The sequence below is a fragment of the Rhizomonospora bruguierae genome (assembly GCF_018397995.1).
GTDB lineage: Bacteria > Actinomycetota > Actinomycetes > Mycobacteriales > Micromonosporaceae > Rhizomonospora > Rhizomonospora bruguierae.
On record NZ_BBQH01000010.1, the window covers coordinates 247,633 to 264,965 of the forward strand.

At 75.2% G+C, this 17,333-nt stretch carries 11 protein-coding genes; 4 read left to right on the top strand and 7 right to left on the bottom strand.

Features of this window, described 5'->3' with window-relative positions:
• Positions 1–21 precede the first annotated feature (21 nt).
• From KJS59_RS01175 to KJS59_RS01185, 3 genes are read right to left on the bottom strand one after another with little or no spacing between them, the layout of a single operon-like run.
• Positions 22–558 (bottom strand): SUKH-4 family immunity protein, encoded by a 537-nt coding sequence (locus tag KJS59_RS01175; RefSeq protein ID WP_213450313.1) that lies wholly within the window; start codon positions 556–558, stop codon positions 22–24.
• Complete coding sequence (locus KJS59_RS01180; protein ID WP_213450314.1) at positions 555–4,022, bottom strand: hypothetical protein; 3,468 nt, start codon at positions 4,020–4,022, stop codon at positions 555–557. The genes KJS59_RS01175 and KJS59_RS01180 overlap by 4 nt, the downstream gene beginning before the upstream one ends.
• An 8-nt stretch (positions 4,023–4,030) precedes the next feature.
• Positions 4,031–4,735 carry an eCIS core domain-containing protein gene (locus KJS59_RS01185; RefSeq protein WP_213450315.1) on the bottom strand — a complete coding sequence of 235 codons (705 nt, stop codon included), beginning with the start codon at positions 4,733–4,735 and terminating at the stop codon, positions 4,031–4,033.
• Between the two features lie 243 nt (positions 4,736–4,978).
• Here KJS59_RS01185 and KJS59_RS01190 point away from each other — a divergent pair, with 243 nt between their 5' ends.
• Positions 4,979–6,607 carry an FAD-dependent oxidoreductase gene (locus KJS59_RS01190; RefSeq protein ID WP_213450316.1) on the top strand — a complete coding sequence of 543 codons (1,629 nt, stop codon included), beginning with the start codon at positions 4,979–4,981 and terminating at the stop codon, positions 6,605–6,607.
• Positions 6,608–6,654: 47 nt separating this feature from the next.
• Here KJS59_RS01190 and KJS59_RS01195 read toward each other — a convergent pair whose 3' ends face one another.
• The 4 genes from KJS59_RS01195 to KJS59_RS01210 form a co-directional block, all read right to left on the bottom strand.
• Positions 6,655–8,661, bottom strand: coding sequence for an ATP-binding protein (locus tag KJS59_RS01195; RefSeq protein WP_213450317.1), 2,007 nt, complete (start codon positions 8,659–8,661; stop codon positions 6,655–6,657).
• Positions 8,658–9,317, bottom strand: a complete 660-nt coding sequence (locus KJS59_RS01200; protein ID WP_213450318.1) for a DUF4255 domain-containing protein — start codon at positions 9,315–9,317, stop codon at positions 8,658–8,660. The genes KJS59_RS01195 and KJS59_RS01200 overlap by 4 nt, the downstream gene beginning before the upstream one ends.
• A 5-nt stretch (positions 9,318–9,322) precedes the next feature.
• The gene (locus tag KJS59_RS01205) at positions 9,323–13,048 is read right to left on the bottom strand and encodes a VWA domain-containing protein (protein ID WP_213450319.1); all 3,726 of its coding nucleotides are present in this window, start codon (positions 13,046–13,048) and stop codon (positions 9,323–9,325) included.
• Positions 13,049–13,201: 153 nt separating this feature from the next.
• On the bottom strand, positions 13,202–13,825 hold the full coding sequence (locus KJS59_RS01210; protein WP_213450320.1) for a helix-turn-helix transcriptional regulator: 624 nt from the start codon (positions 13,823–13,825) through the stop codon (positions 13,202–13,204).
• A 164-nt stretch (positions 13,826–13,989) separates the two neighbouring features.
• Here KJS59_RS01210 and KJS59_RS01215 point away from each other — a divergent pair, with 164 nt between their 5' ends.
• From KJS59_RS01215 to KJS59_RS01225, 3 genes are all read left to right on the top strand, one after another.
• Positions 13,990–15,291: a COG1470 family protein gene (locus KJS59_RS01215; protein ID WP_213450321.1), complete on the top strand. Its 1,302-nt coding sequence runs from the start codon at positions 13,990–13,992 to the stop codon at positions 15,289–15,291.
• An 84-nt stretch (positions 15,292–15,375) separates the two neighbouring features.
• Positions 15,376–16,464 carry a hypothetical protein gene (locus tag KJS59_RS01220; RefSeq protein ID WP_213450322.1) on the top strand — a complete coding sequence of 363 codons (1,089 nt, stop codon included), beginning with the start codon at positions 15,376–15,378 and terminating at the stop codon, positions 16,462–16,464.
• A 227-nt stretch (positions 16,465–16,691) separates the two neighbouring features.
• Positions 16,692–17,333: a DedA family protein gene (locus KJS59_RS01225; RefSeq protein ID WP_213450323.1), complete on the top strand. Its 642-nt coding sequence runs from the start codon at positions 16,692–16,694 to the stop codon at positions 17,331–17,333.

Sequence of the window (17,333 nt, forward strand, 5' to 3'; positions counted from 1 at the left end):
GATCCCGGCTTCGACACCCCCTTACAGGGTCACCTCGCCGATGCAGCGACGGATCAGCCACCGCCACTTCTCCTCGGCGATCGCGGGGTCCGTGTCGCGCAGTCGCCCGATCAGGCGCTCCTCAACGGCGTCCAACTCGGACTCCGGCGTATCCGAGTACAGCCGGTTGAGCGCCACACGCAGGTCGCAGAAGAACGCGAGCAGCGCGTCGAGGTCGTTGGCCGCATGGCCGACCTCGCCCGGGCCATCCGGCACGAACCGGCACTCCCCCGAGCCACCGGCAAGCGCGATCATGTCCGCGTCGGTGATCGCCACCAGGTAGTCGTCGCGCACGTCGCCCGGCGTCGGCGCGCCCTTGAGGAACTCCGCCAGCGTCCGCAGCGGCGGGTCGGCGCACTCGAAGAACACGCAGCCGACCACGTCCTCGGGGACGCCGACCTCGGTCAGTACCCGCCGGGCCGTGGCGTTGGTCAACCCGTCCGGCAGCTCGGAAGCGGGCACGGTGGTGATGTCGCCGTCGGGGAACGCCCCCGCGATCCGCTCCGCCGTGAGGCTCACGAAACCAGCTCCTTCTCCGCCTCGGCCAGCCATTTCTCGATCTGCTTGGCACGCCGCTCCAGCACGCGCTTCTGCGGCTCGGTCAGGTTACCGGTGGTCGCCGGGTCGATCCGATCGAGTCCGAGTGCCGCCACGTCGATGCCCGCGTTGCGCAGGATCGCGAAGCCCGCCTTCGCCTGCTCCTTGCCCCGGTCCACCTGCTGCGACCCGGTGGACGGTACGGCGTCGCCGGCACGGCCCCACTGCCGCGCGACGCTCGCCGAGGCGCCCAGCTTGCTGTTCTGCTTCAGGGCGTCAAACGCGCGCTGCTCGGTCGCCTCGTCCGGCACCACGGTCGGCCGCTGCGACTGCCCACCCTGGTACGCCCGCCCGAAGTGCACCTTCGCGCTGACCTGGCAGCCAGCCGCGCGCAGCCGGCGCACGAAGTTCGCCACGTACTGGGCGCAGTTGAGGCAACAACTGGCGGCCACGTCGAGTTCCAGGCGGCACGAGTACCGCACGTCCGGCGGCAGGGACTCGTACACGTTGAGGAACGCGGCGACGACCATCTCCTCGGCGTGCGCGCCCTCCGCCACGCCGACCTCCTTCTGCGGGCCGCGCTTCTCGCCGCTGCGCGCCGGGCCGTACTCGCTGGCGGTATCGTCGTAGACGAACAGACCTCGTGCCCACGTGGGCACGTCGCGCGGGTCCTCTCCCTGCTCGGGCTCGCTCATCGCCTGGTTGAACGTCAGCATGGTCTGCTGGCTGACGATCACCGCGACCGGGCCGGTCTTCACCGTCGGGTTGACCTTGGCCTCGACGGCGAACGCGTGCGATCCGACCGGTACGAGCCGAAGGCTGGTGACGCCCTTGGGTCGCCATTGGCCCAGCACGTCGTTGAGGACCGCCTGGGCCTGGTTGGGCGCTACCGAACCGGACGTGAGCCGTTGCTGGGCAGCCTGTGCGGCGGCCCCGGCGACCTTCGCCTTGTCGGCGGTGGGGACGTCCATCGGGTCTGGCGCGCCCTTCTTGCCCTTGATGGCGCCTTTGAGTTTGGCCCAGATCTTCTTGCCCAGCCCGACGATCTTGCCGACCACCCAGTCGACGGCCTTCATCACGGGCTTGGCGAGGGCCTGGAAGAACTTCTTGACCTTCTCGGCGATCCCGCCGATGCCGAGGATCGCCGCGAGGGCGCCGATCAGCACCGGGACGCTGGCGGCCAGGGCCTTCTCGATCAGCGCCGGGACGCCACCCGCGCCGCCGCCGGCGATGGCGATGACGGCGTCCAGCACGGAGTTGACGAACGCGGCGATCTGCGCGCCCCGGTCCAGGATGAACGAGACGATGTCGATGATCATCTTGCACGCCTTGATGAAGGCGGAGGCCGGGTTGAGCAGGCTGATGATCCAGGTGATGCCGGCGACCAGCACGGTCGGGATCAGGTACTCGCTGATCTTGCCGAGCAGGTTCTGCTTCAGGTCGCCGACCTTCTCCTTGATCTCCTCGTACAGGCCGGCGACGCCCTCGGACCGCACCTTCGCGACCACCGGCACCCCGGCCTCGACGGCGCCCATCGCCTGCTCGGGGATGCCTCGCGAGACGATCCGGCCGCGGATCGCGCCCCAGGTCAGGCCGAGCAGGCCGCCGATCATGCCGAGGATGCCGCGCAGGTCGAACCTGGCCGGCAGCCGCAGCCCGGCACCGGCCATCGCCCCCAGCAACCAGCCGATCAGGCCCTTCTTCAGGTGCTCACCGATGTTCGCGATGAAGTTCCGCAGCCCCGCGCCGAGGGCGGAGACCAGGTGGCCGAGGAACCCGATCGGGTCCTTCAGGATCGCCAGCACCGCGCTCGCGGCCTTCGCCAGCGCGCCGAGCAGCAGGTCCTTCAGCTCCAGGATCGTCTTGACCACGCCGCCGACGGCGTCCATCGCCCTGGCGACCAGGCCCCGGTTCTTCTCCTGCTCCGCGGAGATCTCCGCGTCGACGTCCTTGAGCGCCTCGCCGTACTTCGAGGCGAGCGTGTCGACCAGCTCGGTGCCCTTGTTGTCGACCGACTCGGTCAGCTCGTCGAACCTGCCGGAGAACTCCCCCGCCGCCTGCCTGCCGAGCGCTTGCAGGTCGGGCGACAGCTTCCTGACCTCCGCCTGCAACCGCTCCCGCCCGGCCGCGATCCGGGTCTTGGCCCGGCCCAGCTCGGCGCCGATCAGGTCCGCCACGGTGGAGATGACCTGCCGCATCCGCGCCACGTAGCCCTGCCGGGCGACCACAAAGATCTGGTTCGCCTCCCCGGGCAGGCCCGCGAACTTGTCCCGCAGCCACCGGGCCTTGCCCATCGGGCCCGAGTACCGGCGATCCTGGTACTCGTCCATCCGTCGCTTGTGGTCGGCCGTGAACGCGTCCCGGGCCGCCTTCTCGCCCTGGGTGAACGCGTCGTCGACCTTCTTGTCCAGGCCGGTGAGGAGGTCCTCGACGTCCTTCTTCGTCGCGTCGAAGACCTGCTGCAGGGTGCCGGTGACCTCGGCCCGTTTCGCCTCGTCCGCGCTCTGCGTCCCCTGCTTCCCCGCGGTCAGCGCGGCACCGGCCCGGGTGCGGTCGGCGCTCATCGCGGTCATCGCCGCCGCGCCCGCCCGCCCCGCCGCCGCCTTCGCACCATTGATGGTCCGCGCCTCGTGCGCGCGCACCACCCCGGGTGCGGTGGCGGCGTGCTGCTCGCCCTCCTTCTTGGCGGCCAGCGCGTCGGTGAACTCCGGCTCGTTCGAGCGGGCGAGCTGCTCCTCGGTCACCTGCGCGTCGGCCAGCTGATCCGTCACCCGCGCCGGACCGGCCGAAAAGTCGGTGGCGTCGGCGGGCGCTCGGTCGGGCGCACCCAACGACGGGTCCGGCGCCGTGGGGGTCGGCGGCGGCTTGTCCGGTACCAGCGGCGTGACCGGCTTGTCCACCGCCTTGGACGGGTCCGGCGGCGCCTTGGTCGCCGTGTCGATCGCACCGGCCGAGGCCCGCTTGCCCGCGGCCACCGTGCCCTGCACCTGACCCCGCACCGCGTCCGCCCGGCCGGACGGGCCGAACTTCTCCGCCTCGTCGAGATTCGTCGGTGCCTGCGCGTCGATCGCGTCGTTGACCGCCCTGATGAACGCCGCCTTGTCGAACTCGCCCGGCCTGGCCGCGTTCATCGCGTCGGCGTTGGCGACCTTGCCCTGCGCCAGCCGGTCATCCTGCGGGGGCTTCGCGGCGTTCTGCGCCGCCTTCGCCTCGACGGCGGCCGGCTGGTGCCGGGTGAGCGCCTGCTGCCGGCCCCGCACCTGCGTACGCAACCCCGCCACCTTCGGGTTGCCGGCACGCGAATACCGCTGCGCCACCAACGCCGACACCGCCCGGTTGCCCGCCGCCCGCTGCAACTCCAGCAGCGACGGCTCCACCCGCTGCGCCGCCGTCGCCCGGCGGACCGGCGGGTCGGCCTCGGGCTTCTTCTCGGCCGGGGTCCGCACGTCACCCCCTACGCGGGGGTCTCCTCGTCCTCTTCGGGGGCCGCTTCGCGCTGGACGTAGGTCTGCGCGGTCTCCTCCTCCGGCGCCTCCTCGGTGCCGGGCTCGGCGCGCTGCACCGCCGGGGCCGCGGGCGCGGGAGCCGCCATTAGCCGATCCGCGTTCGCGACGGCCTCGCGCTCGAAGCGGTCCGAGGGGTGGCTGACCCGCACCCCGCCGCCCGCGTCCGAGCCGTCGACCGGGCCGGAGCGCTGCTGCACCACGTGCGTCAGCTCGTGCGCGAGCATGTGCTGCCCCCGCGGGCTGGTCGGGTCGTAGCGGTCCCGCTGGAAGACGATGTTCTCGCCGACCGTGTACGCCTGCGCGTTCACCGAGGTGGCCGAGGCGTGCGCGGCGTCGCCGGTGTGCACGCGCACGCTGCCGAAGTCCTGCCCGAACCGGGATTCCATGTCGCAGCGCAGGTCGGTGGGCAGCGGCGAGCCGCCGCCGGAGTTCACCACGTCGTGCACCGGCGAGCGCTCCTCCACCAACCCGGCGGTCGCGGCGTTGCCGACCGCCCGCTGGAGCCCGAGCATGCCGGCCGGGCCGAGCACGTCCCGGCGGCCGGCGGCCGCCGCCGCGAACTCCACGCCGGACAGCGGCTCGACATCGGCGGCGACCCGGTCGCCGCGCGGGCGGAGGTCGTGGGTCGACTCGTCGTGTTCGTGGCCGCGCATGACCGCCCCCAAGAGAGTCCGAAGCCTGCCACCTCCACGGTGCCGCCGCACCCGGGACCCGGCAAGACGCGACCGGGCGCCCCAAAGGGCAGCAACCGGTGCGCGAAAGACCCCGACCGTCGCGGCCCGGAGCGCAGGTCACCCCGGACGGGCCGTTGGACCCTGGTCGCGACAAATACCCCAGGGGGTATCGTCGGGGCATCGCGAGAGACGTAGGGGCGGTGAACGGTGAAGGTTGTCATCGTGGGAGCGGTAGCCGGTGGCATGTCGGCTGCCACCCGACTGCGCCGGTTGGGACCGGAGCACGAGATCGTCGTATTCGAACGCGGCAGCCACGTGTCGTACGCGAACTGCGGCCTGCCGTACCACGTCGGTGGCGTGATCCCCGACCGCAACGACCTGCTGCTCCAGACACCGCAGAGCCTGCGTGCCCGGTTCGGGCTCGACGTACGGGTCCGCACCGAGGTCGTCGCGATCGACCGGCAGGCCCGGACGGTCCGCGTACGCGACCTGGACGGCGCGGCCGAGTACGACGAGTCCTGGGACCGGCTGGTGCTCAGCCCGGGCGCGGCGCCGTTCGTGCCGGATCTGCCCGGCATCGAGCGGGCCCACACGCTGCGTACGGTGGCCGACGCCGACCGCCTCACCGCGCTGCTGACCACGCAGCGCCCGGCCAGCGCCGTCGTCGTCGGTGGCGGCTTCATCGGGCTGGAGACGGCCGAAAACCTGCACCGGCGCGGACTGCGGGTCAGCGTGGTCGAGCTGGACAGTCAGGTTCTCGCCCCGATCGACCCCGAACTGGCCGCCATCGTGCACGCCGAGCTGCGCCGGCACGGGGTGCGCCTCGAACTCGGCGCCGGGCTGGCGAGGGTGCTGCCCGACGCCGTCGAGCTCGGCGACGGGCGGCTGCTGCCCGCGGACCTGGTCATGCTCGCCGTCGGCGTGCGCCCGGAGACCGGGTTGGCCCGGCGGGCGGGCCTGGCGCTGGGCCGGCGGGGCGGCATCGCCGTGGACGAGTCGATGCGTACCACCGACCCACGCGTCTACGCCGTCGGCGATGCCGTCGAGAAGCCCGACCGGCTCGGCCACGGGACCATCCCGGTGCCCCTGGCCAACACCGCCAACCGCCAGGGCCGCCTGGTCGCCGACGCCATCGCCGGCCGCCCGGTCAAGCTGACCGGGCGGATCGGCACCGCCGTCGTGCGGGTCTTCGACCTCACCGTCGCCGTCACCGGCTGGAACGAGAAACGGCTGCGTGCCGCCGGTCGCCCCTACCGGGCCGTGCACACCCATCCGGCCTCCCACGCGGGCTACTACCCGGCGGCCGCGCCGATGGCGCTCAAGCTGCTCTTCGACCCACAGACCGGGGCGATCCTCGGCGCGCAGGGCGTCGGCGGCGAGGGGGTGGACAAGCGCATCGACGTCCTCGCCACCGCGCTGTACGCGGGGCTGTCCGCCGAGGACCTCGCCGACCTCGAGTTGGCGTACGCACCCCAGTACGGCTCGGCCAAGGACCCGGTCAACATGCTCGGCTACGTCGTCGAGAACATCCGCACCGGCACCACCCGCACCGTGCAGTGGCACGAGGTCGCCGACCGGGTCGCCGCCGGGGCGCGGCTGCTCGACGTTCGGACCGCGGCCGAGCACGCCGCCGGCCACATCCGCGGCTCCGTGAACATCCCCGTGGACGAGCTGCGCGAGCGCCTCGGCGACCTGCCCGACGGCGAGCTGATCGTCTACTGCCAGCTCGGCGTGCGGGGGCACACCGCCGCCACCCTGCTGACCGGCACCGGCCGCGACGCGACCAACCTCGACGGCGGCTACCGCACCTGGTCCACCGCCACCGCCGATCCGGCGCGCGTTGCGCGGTAGGTCGACGATCGGCGGCACAGCCTCGCGGCGACCAACCGGAACGGGCGCTAAAGCGCGTCGGCCAGGTAGCGGCCGAACTCGCTCTCCAGCGTCAGCCGGCCGAGCTTGCGGTACTCGCGGCCGACCGCGCCGATCAGTTCGGCCATGCCGACCGGGCGACCCACCTCGGCGGACAGGTAGGCGGCGGTCACGGCGGCGGACCGGATGTGCCCGCCGGCCAGGTCGAACGCGTCGGCCAGGAAATCCAGGTCCACATCGGACGCACGGGGCAGTTCGGTGCCGAGACAGCGGTCCCAGAGGGCGCGGCGGGCGCCGGCGTCCGGCATCGGGAAGTCGACCACCAGGTCCAGCCGGCGGGTGAACGCGTCGTCCAGGTTGGCGCGCAGGTTGGTGGCCAGCACCGCCAGTCCGTCGAACGTCTCCATCCGCTGGAGCAGGTACGCGCTCTCGATGTTGGCGTACCGGTCGTGCGCGTCGCGCACCTCGGAGCGCTTGCCGAAGATGGCGTCCGCCTCGTCGAACAGCAGCACGGCGTTGACCCCGGCCGCCTCGTCGAAGATGCGCTCCAGGTTCTTCTCGGTCTCGCCGACGTACTTGTCCACCACGGTCGCCAGGTTCACCGTGTACATCTCCAGCCCGAGCGCGCCGGCGACCACCTCGGCGGACATGGTCTTGCCGGTGCCGGAGTCGCCGGCGAACAGCGCGGTCACCCCGCGGCCACGGCCGCCGCCCGGCCGCATCCGCCAGTCCGCGAGGACCCGCTCCCGGTGCCGCGCCCGGCCGGCGAGTTCGTGCAGTTGGGCCAGGACCGGCGGGGGCAGCACCAGGTCCGCGAAGCCGACCGCCGGTTCGATCCGCCGGGCGAGCCGGGCGAGGCCGGCCGCGTTCTGGCCGCGCGCGCCGGCCCGCAGGTGCGCCTCGCCGACCTCGCTGCCCTCGGCCGCGGCGAGCAGCGCGGCGGCCTCGGCGGCGCGGTGGATGGCCGGCGCGGGCAGCACGAAGTGCGCGGTGGCGGTGGCCGGGTCCACGCCGGGGGCGAGCCGGCCGGCGAGCGCGGACCGCCACGCGGCGGCGCGCTCGGGCGCCGGCAACGCGGGCGCCTCGACCTGGAGCGGGGCGTGCTCGCACCAGCCCGGGTCCCAGGCGCCGCTGCCGTAGGCGAGCAACGGCACGGGTCCGGCGGCGAGCCGGCGCCAGACCGCCCACGGCTCCGTGCCGTCCACCGGGCCGAGGACGATGCCGGCGCCGCGCAGCACCGCCTCGCGGACGACCAGGCCGGCCACCTCGGCGGGGTGGAGCGCGGCGGACAGCCGGCGGGCGTCCACCGCCACCGCCGCCCGGCCGGTGGCGGCCAGGGCGGCGGCGCCCAGGGCGAGGCCGCTGCCGCCGGGACGCTCCCGCAGGTACGCCAGGCGGGCGCCGGCCGTGCGCAGCGCCCGGACCAGTTCCGCGGCGCCCGGCGGGGTGGGCCCCGACCCGTCGGCGGGCGCGACGACGCCGGTCAGCAGCGGCTCGGGCGGGTCCGCGCCGAGCAGGTGCGCGCTGACCCGGTCCGGTACCCGCAGCGCCCGCGACAGCACGGGGCGCTCCGGGTCCTCGACGCGCACCAGGTCCAGGTCGACCAGCGGGGCACCGGCGGCGAGCCGAGCGCGCGCCGCCGCGGCGGCCTCGGGTACCCCGCACAGCCGCAGCGCCAGCCCGACGGTGGCCCGGCGCCGGGTGACGTCGTCGTTCAGGTACCCGTAGAACTGCTCGAACCGGCCGTCCACGTCCGGGGCGAGCGCGACCAGCAGCAGCGATACGTCCAGTGTGGTCAGTCTGGCGGCGGCGGCGAGCGCACCCAGCCGCCCGTCGACCGGGTCGGCCGACCACGGCCCGAACGGTTCCCGGGCGGCGGCGAGCACCGCGTCGAGCGCCTCGTCGGACAGGTACAGGCCGCGGAACGGGTCGTCCGGGTGGGGATCGGCCGCCCGCCGGGTCGCGACCGCGGACCGCACGACCTCCTCCAGGTCGCGCACCCGCCCGAGCAGCGCGGCGAGTCCCCGATCGCTCATCCGGCACCCCGACGAACGCCCGTCCCGCCGTCCGTCACCCGGTGCCCGACCCGGTCGTCGCCCGCGCCGCTGCCCGTGTCGGACACCTCGACGTGCAGGCCCTCGCGGGCCGGCGGCCCCACCGGGACCGGCCGGGCGGCCTCCAGCGGCGCGCTGACCACGACGTCCAGCGACGGCTTCAGTTCGCCGCCGAGCGCGGTCCACACGTCGGCGAACGCCCGGTCCTCGGGCGGCGGGAGCGCGACCGTCATCGGCACCGGCAGCCCGAGAGCGGCCACCGAGCCGGTGAGCAGGGCGGCCGGCAGCGCCTCGTGCCGGATCATGCCGAGCAGCAGCGCCGACAGCAGCCGGTGCTCGTCCTCCGGCCGCTGGGTCCAGGCCGTGACCAGGTAGGACAGCTTCACGTACCGGGGCGGCGCGACCCGCGCCCGGACGATCCCATGCTCGTCGTAGTCGTTGACCAGACCGCGGGACCGGCGGCGCAGGTCCTCCCGGATGTCGTACAGGTAGACGTTCACGGTCGGCGCGTTGCGGCGGGCCGCCCACTCCTTGGTCGGGGCGTCGAAAACCACCTCGACCCCGGCGTTGCCGCCGGGCGCCCGCAGCGCCTCGTCGCGGACCAGCCGGCGCAGCGCGTCATCGATCTCGTGGATCACGCGGGTCACCTCCGCCCGTCGTAGAGCGGCGGGGCGAGGGTACGCGGGACCACCAGGAACGGCACGTCCGCCGGCACCGGCGCGTAGGTGGGGCCGGTGACCCGGGTCGCGGTGAGGGTGCGGGGCCCGAGCACGTCCTTACGCATGATCAGTACCTGGGTCCGGAACCCGCCGTCCGGGCCGGTGCGCACCGTGTCCGGCAGCGCCGTGATGCCGGGGTCCCAGCTCAGCCGGACCGTGGCGGTGGGCGGGAAGCCGCGGCCGACGGCCTCGGTGACGAAGCCGGGCGGGCCGATCGGCGGGCTGACCGTGAGCGTCGGCCGGCGGACCGCCAGCGGCGCGGTCGCCGTCCGGCTGATCGGCGCCCGCTCCCCCACGGTCGCCGTGACCCGCCCGCCGGCGGCCGAGACCAGCGCCACCCGGGCCGGCAGGAGGACCCGGACGGTGGTCTGGTCGCCGGGGTTCAGCGTGCCGAGGCGGCAGACCGTCGCGGCGGCGGCACACCGCGGGTCCACCGTGGACGGCGGAGCGAGCGCGGCCGGCAGGGTCGGGGTGAGGAACGCGTTGACGGCCGGGCGGTCGGAGGCGTTGCGCACGGTGTAGGTGACCGGCAGCGCCGATCCGCCGACGAAGCCGGGCAGCCCGCCCACGGTGACCGTGACGGTCAGGTCCCGCGCGGGCAGCACCTGGAACGCGGGCTGGTCGGCCGAGCCGGCCGTGCGGACCAGCGGGCTCGCCGGCCCGCCGCCGCTGGGCACCGTCACGATCGTGGCCGGCTCCTCGGACTCCGCCAGCGCGAACGCGATCAGCCGGCCGTCCGGGGACCAGGCCGGGTCGGCCACGTACCCGGTGACGCCGGTGGCCGGTGTCCGCGCGTGGGAGCCGTCCCGGTCCACCACGCACAGGCTGGTGATCCGGTGGCTGTCCGCGAACGCCAGGCGGGTCGAGTCGGGCGCCCAGGCCGGAGCCGAGTCCTCGTGGCCGGCCGCGCACGGCTCGTCCACCCGGGCGCTGACGTCACGCTGGTCCGAGAAGGTCACCTCGTCGGCCGTGTCGGACGCGATCCGCGCCAGCCAGATCCGCTGGCCGGACTGGTCCGGATCCAGCACCGTGACGGTGCCGGTGTCGGTGCCCCGCTGCCCGCTGGGCAGCGTCGCCGTGCAGGTGATCACCGTGGTACCGATCGGGAAGACCGACCCGGACGGCGGCGTGCAGTCCGGCGGCGCCATCGGCTGGCCGCTCGGTGAGAGCGCGGTCGCCTCGTAGGTGACCCGGGCCCCGTCCCGCCCGGTGGCGGTGACCGTCACGTCGTCCACCCGCACGAACGGGCGCCCCGGCACCGCCACCCGCACGCTGATCTCCTGCGTCACGGTCTCCGGGTCCACCGGCGAACGCACGTCGAACAGGACCGTGCAGTGCAGCACCGCGCCCGGGGTCGCGTCCGGGGCGACCCCGAGCCGCTCGGTGAACGTGGCCCGGGTCCCGGACTCGACCCGCGCCTGTGCCGGGTCGAACGTCACGCTCAGCCCGGTGTCGCAGTGCTGAACCTCCGGCACCACCGTGACCGCGGTGCGGGTGATGCCGGCGATCACCGCGGCGGCGACCGCGTTGGCCGCGGAGGTCTCGGTGACCCGGCCGCCGGTGGCCTCGGCGATCTCGGTCGCCTCGCCGATGCCGTTCCCGTCCAGGTCGAAGTCCAGGCCGTCCTCGCCCACCCCGTCGACCGGGACCGCCACCAGTGTGGCGCGCACGTCGTCGCCGGTCATCCGCTCGATGACCTCGGCCTTGGTGACCGGCTCGCCGCCGCCCGGGAAGCGGGCCGTGCCGCGGCTGGAGGCGTCACCGATCAGCACCGCGATCGGGCTGCCGCCGGGCCGCAGGTGTACCCGCTGCGGATCCGGCCCGGTGAACGCCTGGACGATCGCGTTGTACCAGCCCTCTTCGCCGCCGCCCTCCGCCCGCAGGGTGGACAGCGCCGCCCGCAGCGGCCCGTCGTCGACCGCCTCGTCCACCAGCTTGCGGTAGTACCGGCCGGCCTCGATCTCGCCTCGGGCGTCGGCGCCGTAGGCGACCAGCGCGAACCGGGCGTCCGGCTGGACGTCGCGCACCCGGTCCACCACGTTCACGATCGTCGTCTTCAACTCGTCGATGACGTTCTGCATCGACGCGGTGCTGTCAAGGAAGAAGACGATGTCGGGACGGGCCGGGATCTGCGGGGTCAGCACGGAAGTGGTCAGCGTGACCGGGGTGCCCGGCAGGGCCGGCCGGTCGACCCGGTGCGGCTCCACAAGGGACGGTTCCGCGGGCGCGGCGGCGCGGGCCAGCGCGATGGCCGAGCCGTCCGGCGCCCACGCCGGCGCCATGTCGCCCCGGCCGCGCAGGTGCCCCGGGACCGGGACGGTGCCCACCAGCGCGCCGTCCGCGACCCGGGCGACGAGGATCCGCGGCGGCGCCTCGGTCGGGAACCGGCGGGCGAAGGCGATCTTCGTGCCGTCCGGCGACCAGGTCGGGTCGGAGTCGTCGTCGAGGGCGGCGGTACCGGGCGGGGCGAGCACCCGCGGGTTGCGGCCGTCCGCGTCCGCGACGACGATCCGCTCGCCGCCATCGGGCTGGACCGCGCTGTACGCCAGGCGCAGCCCGTCCGCGCTGTAGGCGGGGCCGCGCTCGTCCCGCCAGGGCCGCGCGGTGCGGTCGCGGCGGTCGCCGCCGCGCGCGTCGGCGCTCCACACGTCCGCGGTCTCGTCCACGGCGACGGTGGTGTGGACGACGCGGCCGCCGAGCCAGGTCGGCTGCCGCTCGGCCCGCAGCGGGTCCGCGGCCACGGCGGTGACCGTCATACCGTCCACCGTGTACACATCGCCGGCCGGGTCGTCGCGGGTGCTCACGAACGCCAGCCGCCGGCCGTCCGGCGCCCAGGCCGGCTGGGACGCGTTCCGGCCGGCCGGCGTCGCCCGGGTCGCGGGGCCACCGACGGCCGGCACGGTCGCCACATCCGCCTCCTGGACGCCGCCCGGCACCGCCGCCGGGGCGAACCTGGTGGTCGTGAAGGCGATCCGCCGCCCGTCCGGCGACCACGCCGGCTGCGTGTCCGCCGCGCCGGTGCCCGCACCGCCGGTGATGGTCAGTCGGGTGGCCGGCCCGCCGGTCGCGGCGACCGTGTAGAGGCCGCCCGCCGGGTCGTCGCGGGTGCTGCTGAACACCAGGCGGGTACCGTCGGGCGACCAACTCGGGTCCGAATCCGCCGCCGGGTGGTCGGTGATGCGGTGCAGCGCGCCGCTGGGCACGTCCACCACCCAGATGTCCTCGTTCCCGCCCCGGTCGGACGTGAAGGCGACCTGCCGGCCGTCCGGGGACAGCGCCGGCGACCGGTCCCGCGCCTCGTCGTCGGTCAGCCGCACCACCGCGCCGCCGACCCGCCGCACGAACACGTCCCCGGCCGGCTCATCCCGGTCCGCCGGGCGCTGCCGGCCGATCCAGGCCAGCGCCCCACCGCGGGCGTCCGCATCCTGGTCGGCCTCGGTCGCGGCGGTGCCCAGCACGTCCCCGGCGGGCCCGCCGGGCAGCGCGGCCGCCAGTACCGGGTGGTCGTGGCTGGTGTAGCCCAGCCGGTACGACGGCGGCTCCGGCGCGTCGGCGGCCACCGACCGCAGCGGCGCCACGGCGCCCGTGACGGTGGTGACGGTGAGCAGCCCGACGGCCAGCCCGGCGATCGCTGATCGAGCTCGACGCACGGCGCATCCCTCCCGCAGTCCACGGTGGCCGGTCACCGGCCGGACCGCCCCGGGCCGCGGTGCCGCCCTCGGGGCAGGTCCGGCCGCCCGATCGGGCAACAGCTCCCGGCCGCGCCGGAAGGGCATGGTCGGCCGGGCCTCCCGGCACGGGTCCTAGATCAGCCCGTTGCGCAGGGCGTAGGCCACCGCGTGCGACCGGTTGCGCAGGTTCAGCCGGCTGGTCACGTCGTGCAGCACGTTCTTGATGGTGCGTTGCGAGTAGGACAGCTTCTCGGCGATCTCGGCGGTGTCGAAGCCGTCGGCCACCAGCCGGATCACCTCGATCTCCCGCTCGGCCAGGCCGGAGAACGTCAGCCCGCGCGGCCCCAGCACGCTGCGCTGCAGGGCACCAACCTGGTTCAGCAGCCGGCCCAGCAGGTCCGGCGGCACCGAGCCGTCACCCGACTCCGCCGCCGCGATCACGCTGACCAGCCGCTCCGGCGTCGCCTCCGAGCGCCGCACCAGCCCGGCCACGCCCGCCTCGACCGCGGCGACCAGGCCCGCGTCGTCGATGTGCGTGGCCACCAGCACCAGGCGTCGCACCCCTCTCGATCGCAGCGATCGTAGCGACCGCAGGGTCTCCTCGCCGGCCGTGTCGCTCACCACCACGGCGACGGCCGCCCGGGCCGCGTCCGCCTCGTCCAGCAGCAGCACCTCCGGCCGGGGCCGCAGCTGGCTGGCCAGGCCGGCGCGCGAGATCGCGTCGGCCGCGTACAGATAGACCGGTATCCGCCTCATCGGTCTCCCCCTCGTCGCGCCCCCGCCGGGCGCATCGGTCGGCGTCAGTATGTTCGGGGGGACCAAGCGTGTAGTCAACGTGGACTCAACGGGCGCCGGTGTCTGCCCCATCGGCCTCCCGTCCGGCTCCGGTGGCCGGGGTCCGCGGCCGGCACCCTGTCACCATGAGCACGGTTGCCGCCCTGGAGCAGCCCGCGGTCGAGGTCCTCCCCGGCGCGGAGGCCGTCTGCGGCCTGCGGATCCGCAACGACGGCCCGATCGTGGAGTCGTACGCGATCGAGGTGCTCGGCGACGTCGCCGAGTTCGCCAGCGCCGAGCCGTCCACCCTGTCGGTGTTCCCCGGCACCGACGGGTACGCGCTGGTGCGCTTCACGCCGCCGCGCACGTCCCGGGTGCCCGCCGGCGACCTGCCCTACGCGGTCCGGGTCATGCCGGTCGAGCGACCCGACGACCAGGTGGTGCCCGAGGGGCTGGTGCGGATCCTGCCGTTCACCGAGACCGGCGCCGAGCTCACCCCGCGCACGTCCAAGGGGTGGCGCGGCGCCCGGCACGAGGTCGCCATCGACAACCGCGGCAACGTCCCGCTCCAGGTCGGCGTCGGCGGCAGCGACCCCGACAACCGCCTGGCGATCGCCACCCGGCCCGCGGCGCTCACCGTCGCGCCCGGCCAGGCCGCGTTCGTCACGGTCGCCGTCCGGCCCCGCCGCCTGCTCTGGCGGGGCCAGCCCGTCACGTACCCGTTCCAGGTGCTGCTCGCCCCGGAGGCGGACCCGCCGGTCACCCTGGACGGCGCCACGGTGCAGACTCCCCTGGTACCCCGGGGTGCCGGCAGGGTGCTCGCGGCGCTGCTGATCCTGCTGCTGCTCGGCGCCGGCCTGTGGTGGGGCGTGCTGCGCCCCGCGGTCCGCTCGGCCGCCCGCGAGGCGACCGCCGAGCAGATCGCGCCCGTCCAGCAGAAGGCGGTCGAGGCCAGCGCCGCCGCCGAGAAGGCCGTCCAGGCCGCCAGCGGGGGAGGCGGAGCCGCCACCCAGCCCACCGGCGGCGCGCCGGCCCCGACCCCGACCGCGGTGCCGCCCGGCACGGTCCCGGACGGCACCACCCCGGTCACCCGCCGCCTGACCACCAGCAGCGGCGGCGGCGGTACCGACACCTCCCGGTACACGGTCCCGGCCGGCCGGACCATCACGCTCACCGACATCTTCTTCCAGAACCCGCAGGGCGACGACGGCCGCCTCGACCTCCTCGTGGACGGCCAGACGCTGTTCACCCAGTCGCTGGCCAACTTCCGCGACCTGGACTACCACCTGGTCTCCCCGATCGAGATGAAGGCCGGCGCGGTGGTCAGCCTCCGGGTCACCTGCGGCGCGCCGGGTCGCACCCTCGCCGGCGCGACCGGTGGCACCCGGTGCCGTGAGTTCGCCCTCCTCGGCGGCTTCCAACGCCGCACCCCCACCCCCAACCCCTGACCCCCCTCGGTAACTCACGCGGGGGTCCGCCGTCCGGCGGGTTCGCCCCCGGGGATCGCATGATCGCCGAACGGACCGGTACCGATGGGCATGCCTGACGCCTCCTGGCTGATGCGGGCGGTGCTGGCCGGCATGGACCGGGCCGGGTCGCGCTGGTGCCCGCTCCCATCGGCCGACGAGACCGACGACGGACGCCCGGACCGGCTCACGATCCTGGTGGAGCCCGCCGGGGTGGACGACGCGGCACGGGTGCTGCGGCAGTCTGGATTGATCCGGCTGCCCACCTCCGGCCGTCCGTTCCTCGGGCTGGACCGCGGGACGGGGCAGTGGATCGAGGTGCGCCTGGTGACGGACCTCGTCTTCGGCCACGGCGTGCACCCCGCGGCCGCGGCCGCCTGCCTGGCCCGGCGGGTGGACACGATCGCGGGGTGGGCGCTCTCGGCCGGCGACGAGTTCTGGGTGCTGCTGCTGCGCCGGCTGCTGACCGGGGGTCCCGCGCCGGGCCGGGTGCTCGCGCGGCTGAAGGAGCTGCGCGACGCCGCCTCCCTGGAAAGCCCGCTGGCGCAGGCCCTGCCGCTCCGCGCGGAAGCCGCGGCGCTGCTGGCGCACGCGAGGGCCGGCGAGTGGAGCGCACTGGCCGCCTGCCAGCACGCGTTCCTGGCCGCCTGGTGGCGCGCCCACCCGCTGGCCTCCGCCGCCCACGCGGCCCGGCGTGCCACGCTGCGGGCCCTCACGCCGGCGTACCGGCGGCGCGGGGTCACCGTGGCCCTGCTCGGCGCGGACGACGCCGCCCGCTGCGCCCTCGCCGCCGCGGTCGCCGCCGGCTCGTACCTGCCGGTGCGCCGGGTCCACCTGGAACGCTGGCCGGTGGGGGGCGCCCCCGACGCGCTGCACCGGTTCGCCAGCCCGTGGCACCGGGCCCGCGGCCACCTGGTCCTGCTCGACGCGGACGGCCGCGACCAGATGCGCCGGGCGCGGTGGTACCACCGCCCGCTCCCGCTGCCCGACGTGACGCTGCGCATGACCGGCCCGGGGGCGGTGCCGCACCCCCGGGGCGCCGCGCCCGACCGGCTCGACCCCCGCCAGCCGGCGGCCGCGCTCCTGCCGGCGATCTACGACCGGGTCTGGCGGGAGTACCGCCGCCCGGTGGGGCGCCGCCGCCGCCGACCGTAAGCCCGGTACGCGCCACCGACCCTGCCCAGCGACTCGGCGCACCGCCGGCCGCGAGCCCAGCGCACCGCCGGGGCGACCGGTGTGCGTGGCCACGGGCCGGGCCGCCGGCATCCGGTTTACCCCTTTCATCGGGGCCACCGGCAAGCCGCCGTTGGGCCACGGGCCCCGGACGGGTCCGATAGGGTTGGCGCCGGCGTCGCGGGCGACCGGAAGGGGGGTCGTGCTTCATGCACCACGTGGAGGCATGGCTCGGCACACTGCCGCCGCTGCTCGTGTGTCTGATCGTCACGCTGGTCATCGGCCTGGAGAGCATGGGCATCCCGCTCCCCGGCGAGATCACCCTGGTCAGCGCCGCGCTGCTGGCGGCCTCCGGTGCGATCGACCCGTTATGGGTGGGGGTCGCCGCGGCCACCGGCGCGATCGCCGGCGACTCGGTCGGCTACGCCGCGGGCCGGCGTGGCGGGCGCCCGCTGCTGGATCGTCTCGGCCGCCGCTTCCCCCGCCACCTGAGCCCCCCGCACATCGCCCGAGCCGAACGGATGTTCGCCCGCTGGGGCGTGTGGGCGGTGTTCTTCGGCCGCTTCATCGCCCTGCTGCGCATCCTCGCCGGACCCCTCGCCGGCGCGCTGCACGTGCCGTACCGCAAGTTCCTGGTGGCGAACGCGACCGGCGGCCTGGTCTGGGCGTTCGGCACCACCTACCTGCTGTACTCCCTCGGCCGGGTGGCCGAGCGCTGGCTCAGTGACGTCTCCTGGATCGCGCTGGTGCTCGCGATCGCCTGCGGCGTGGCCACCACGGTGTACCTGCGCCGCCGCGCCCGCCACGCCATCACCGACGAGACCCAGGTCCCGGTCTCCATCGACCGCTGA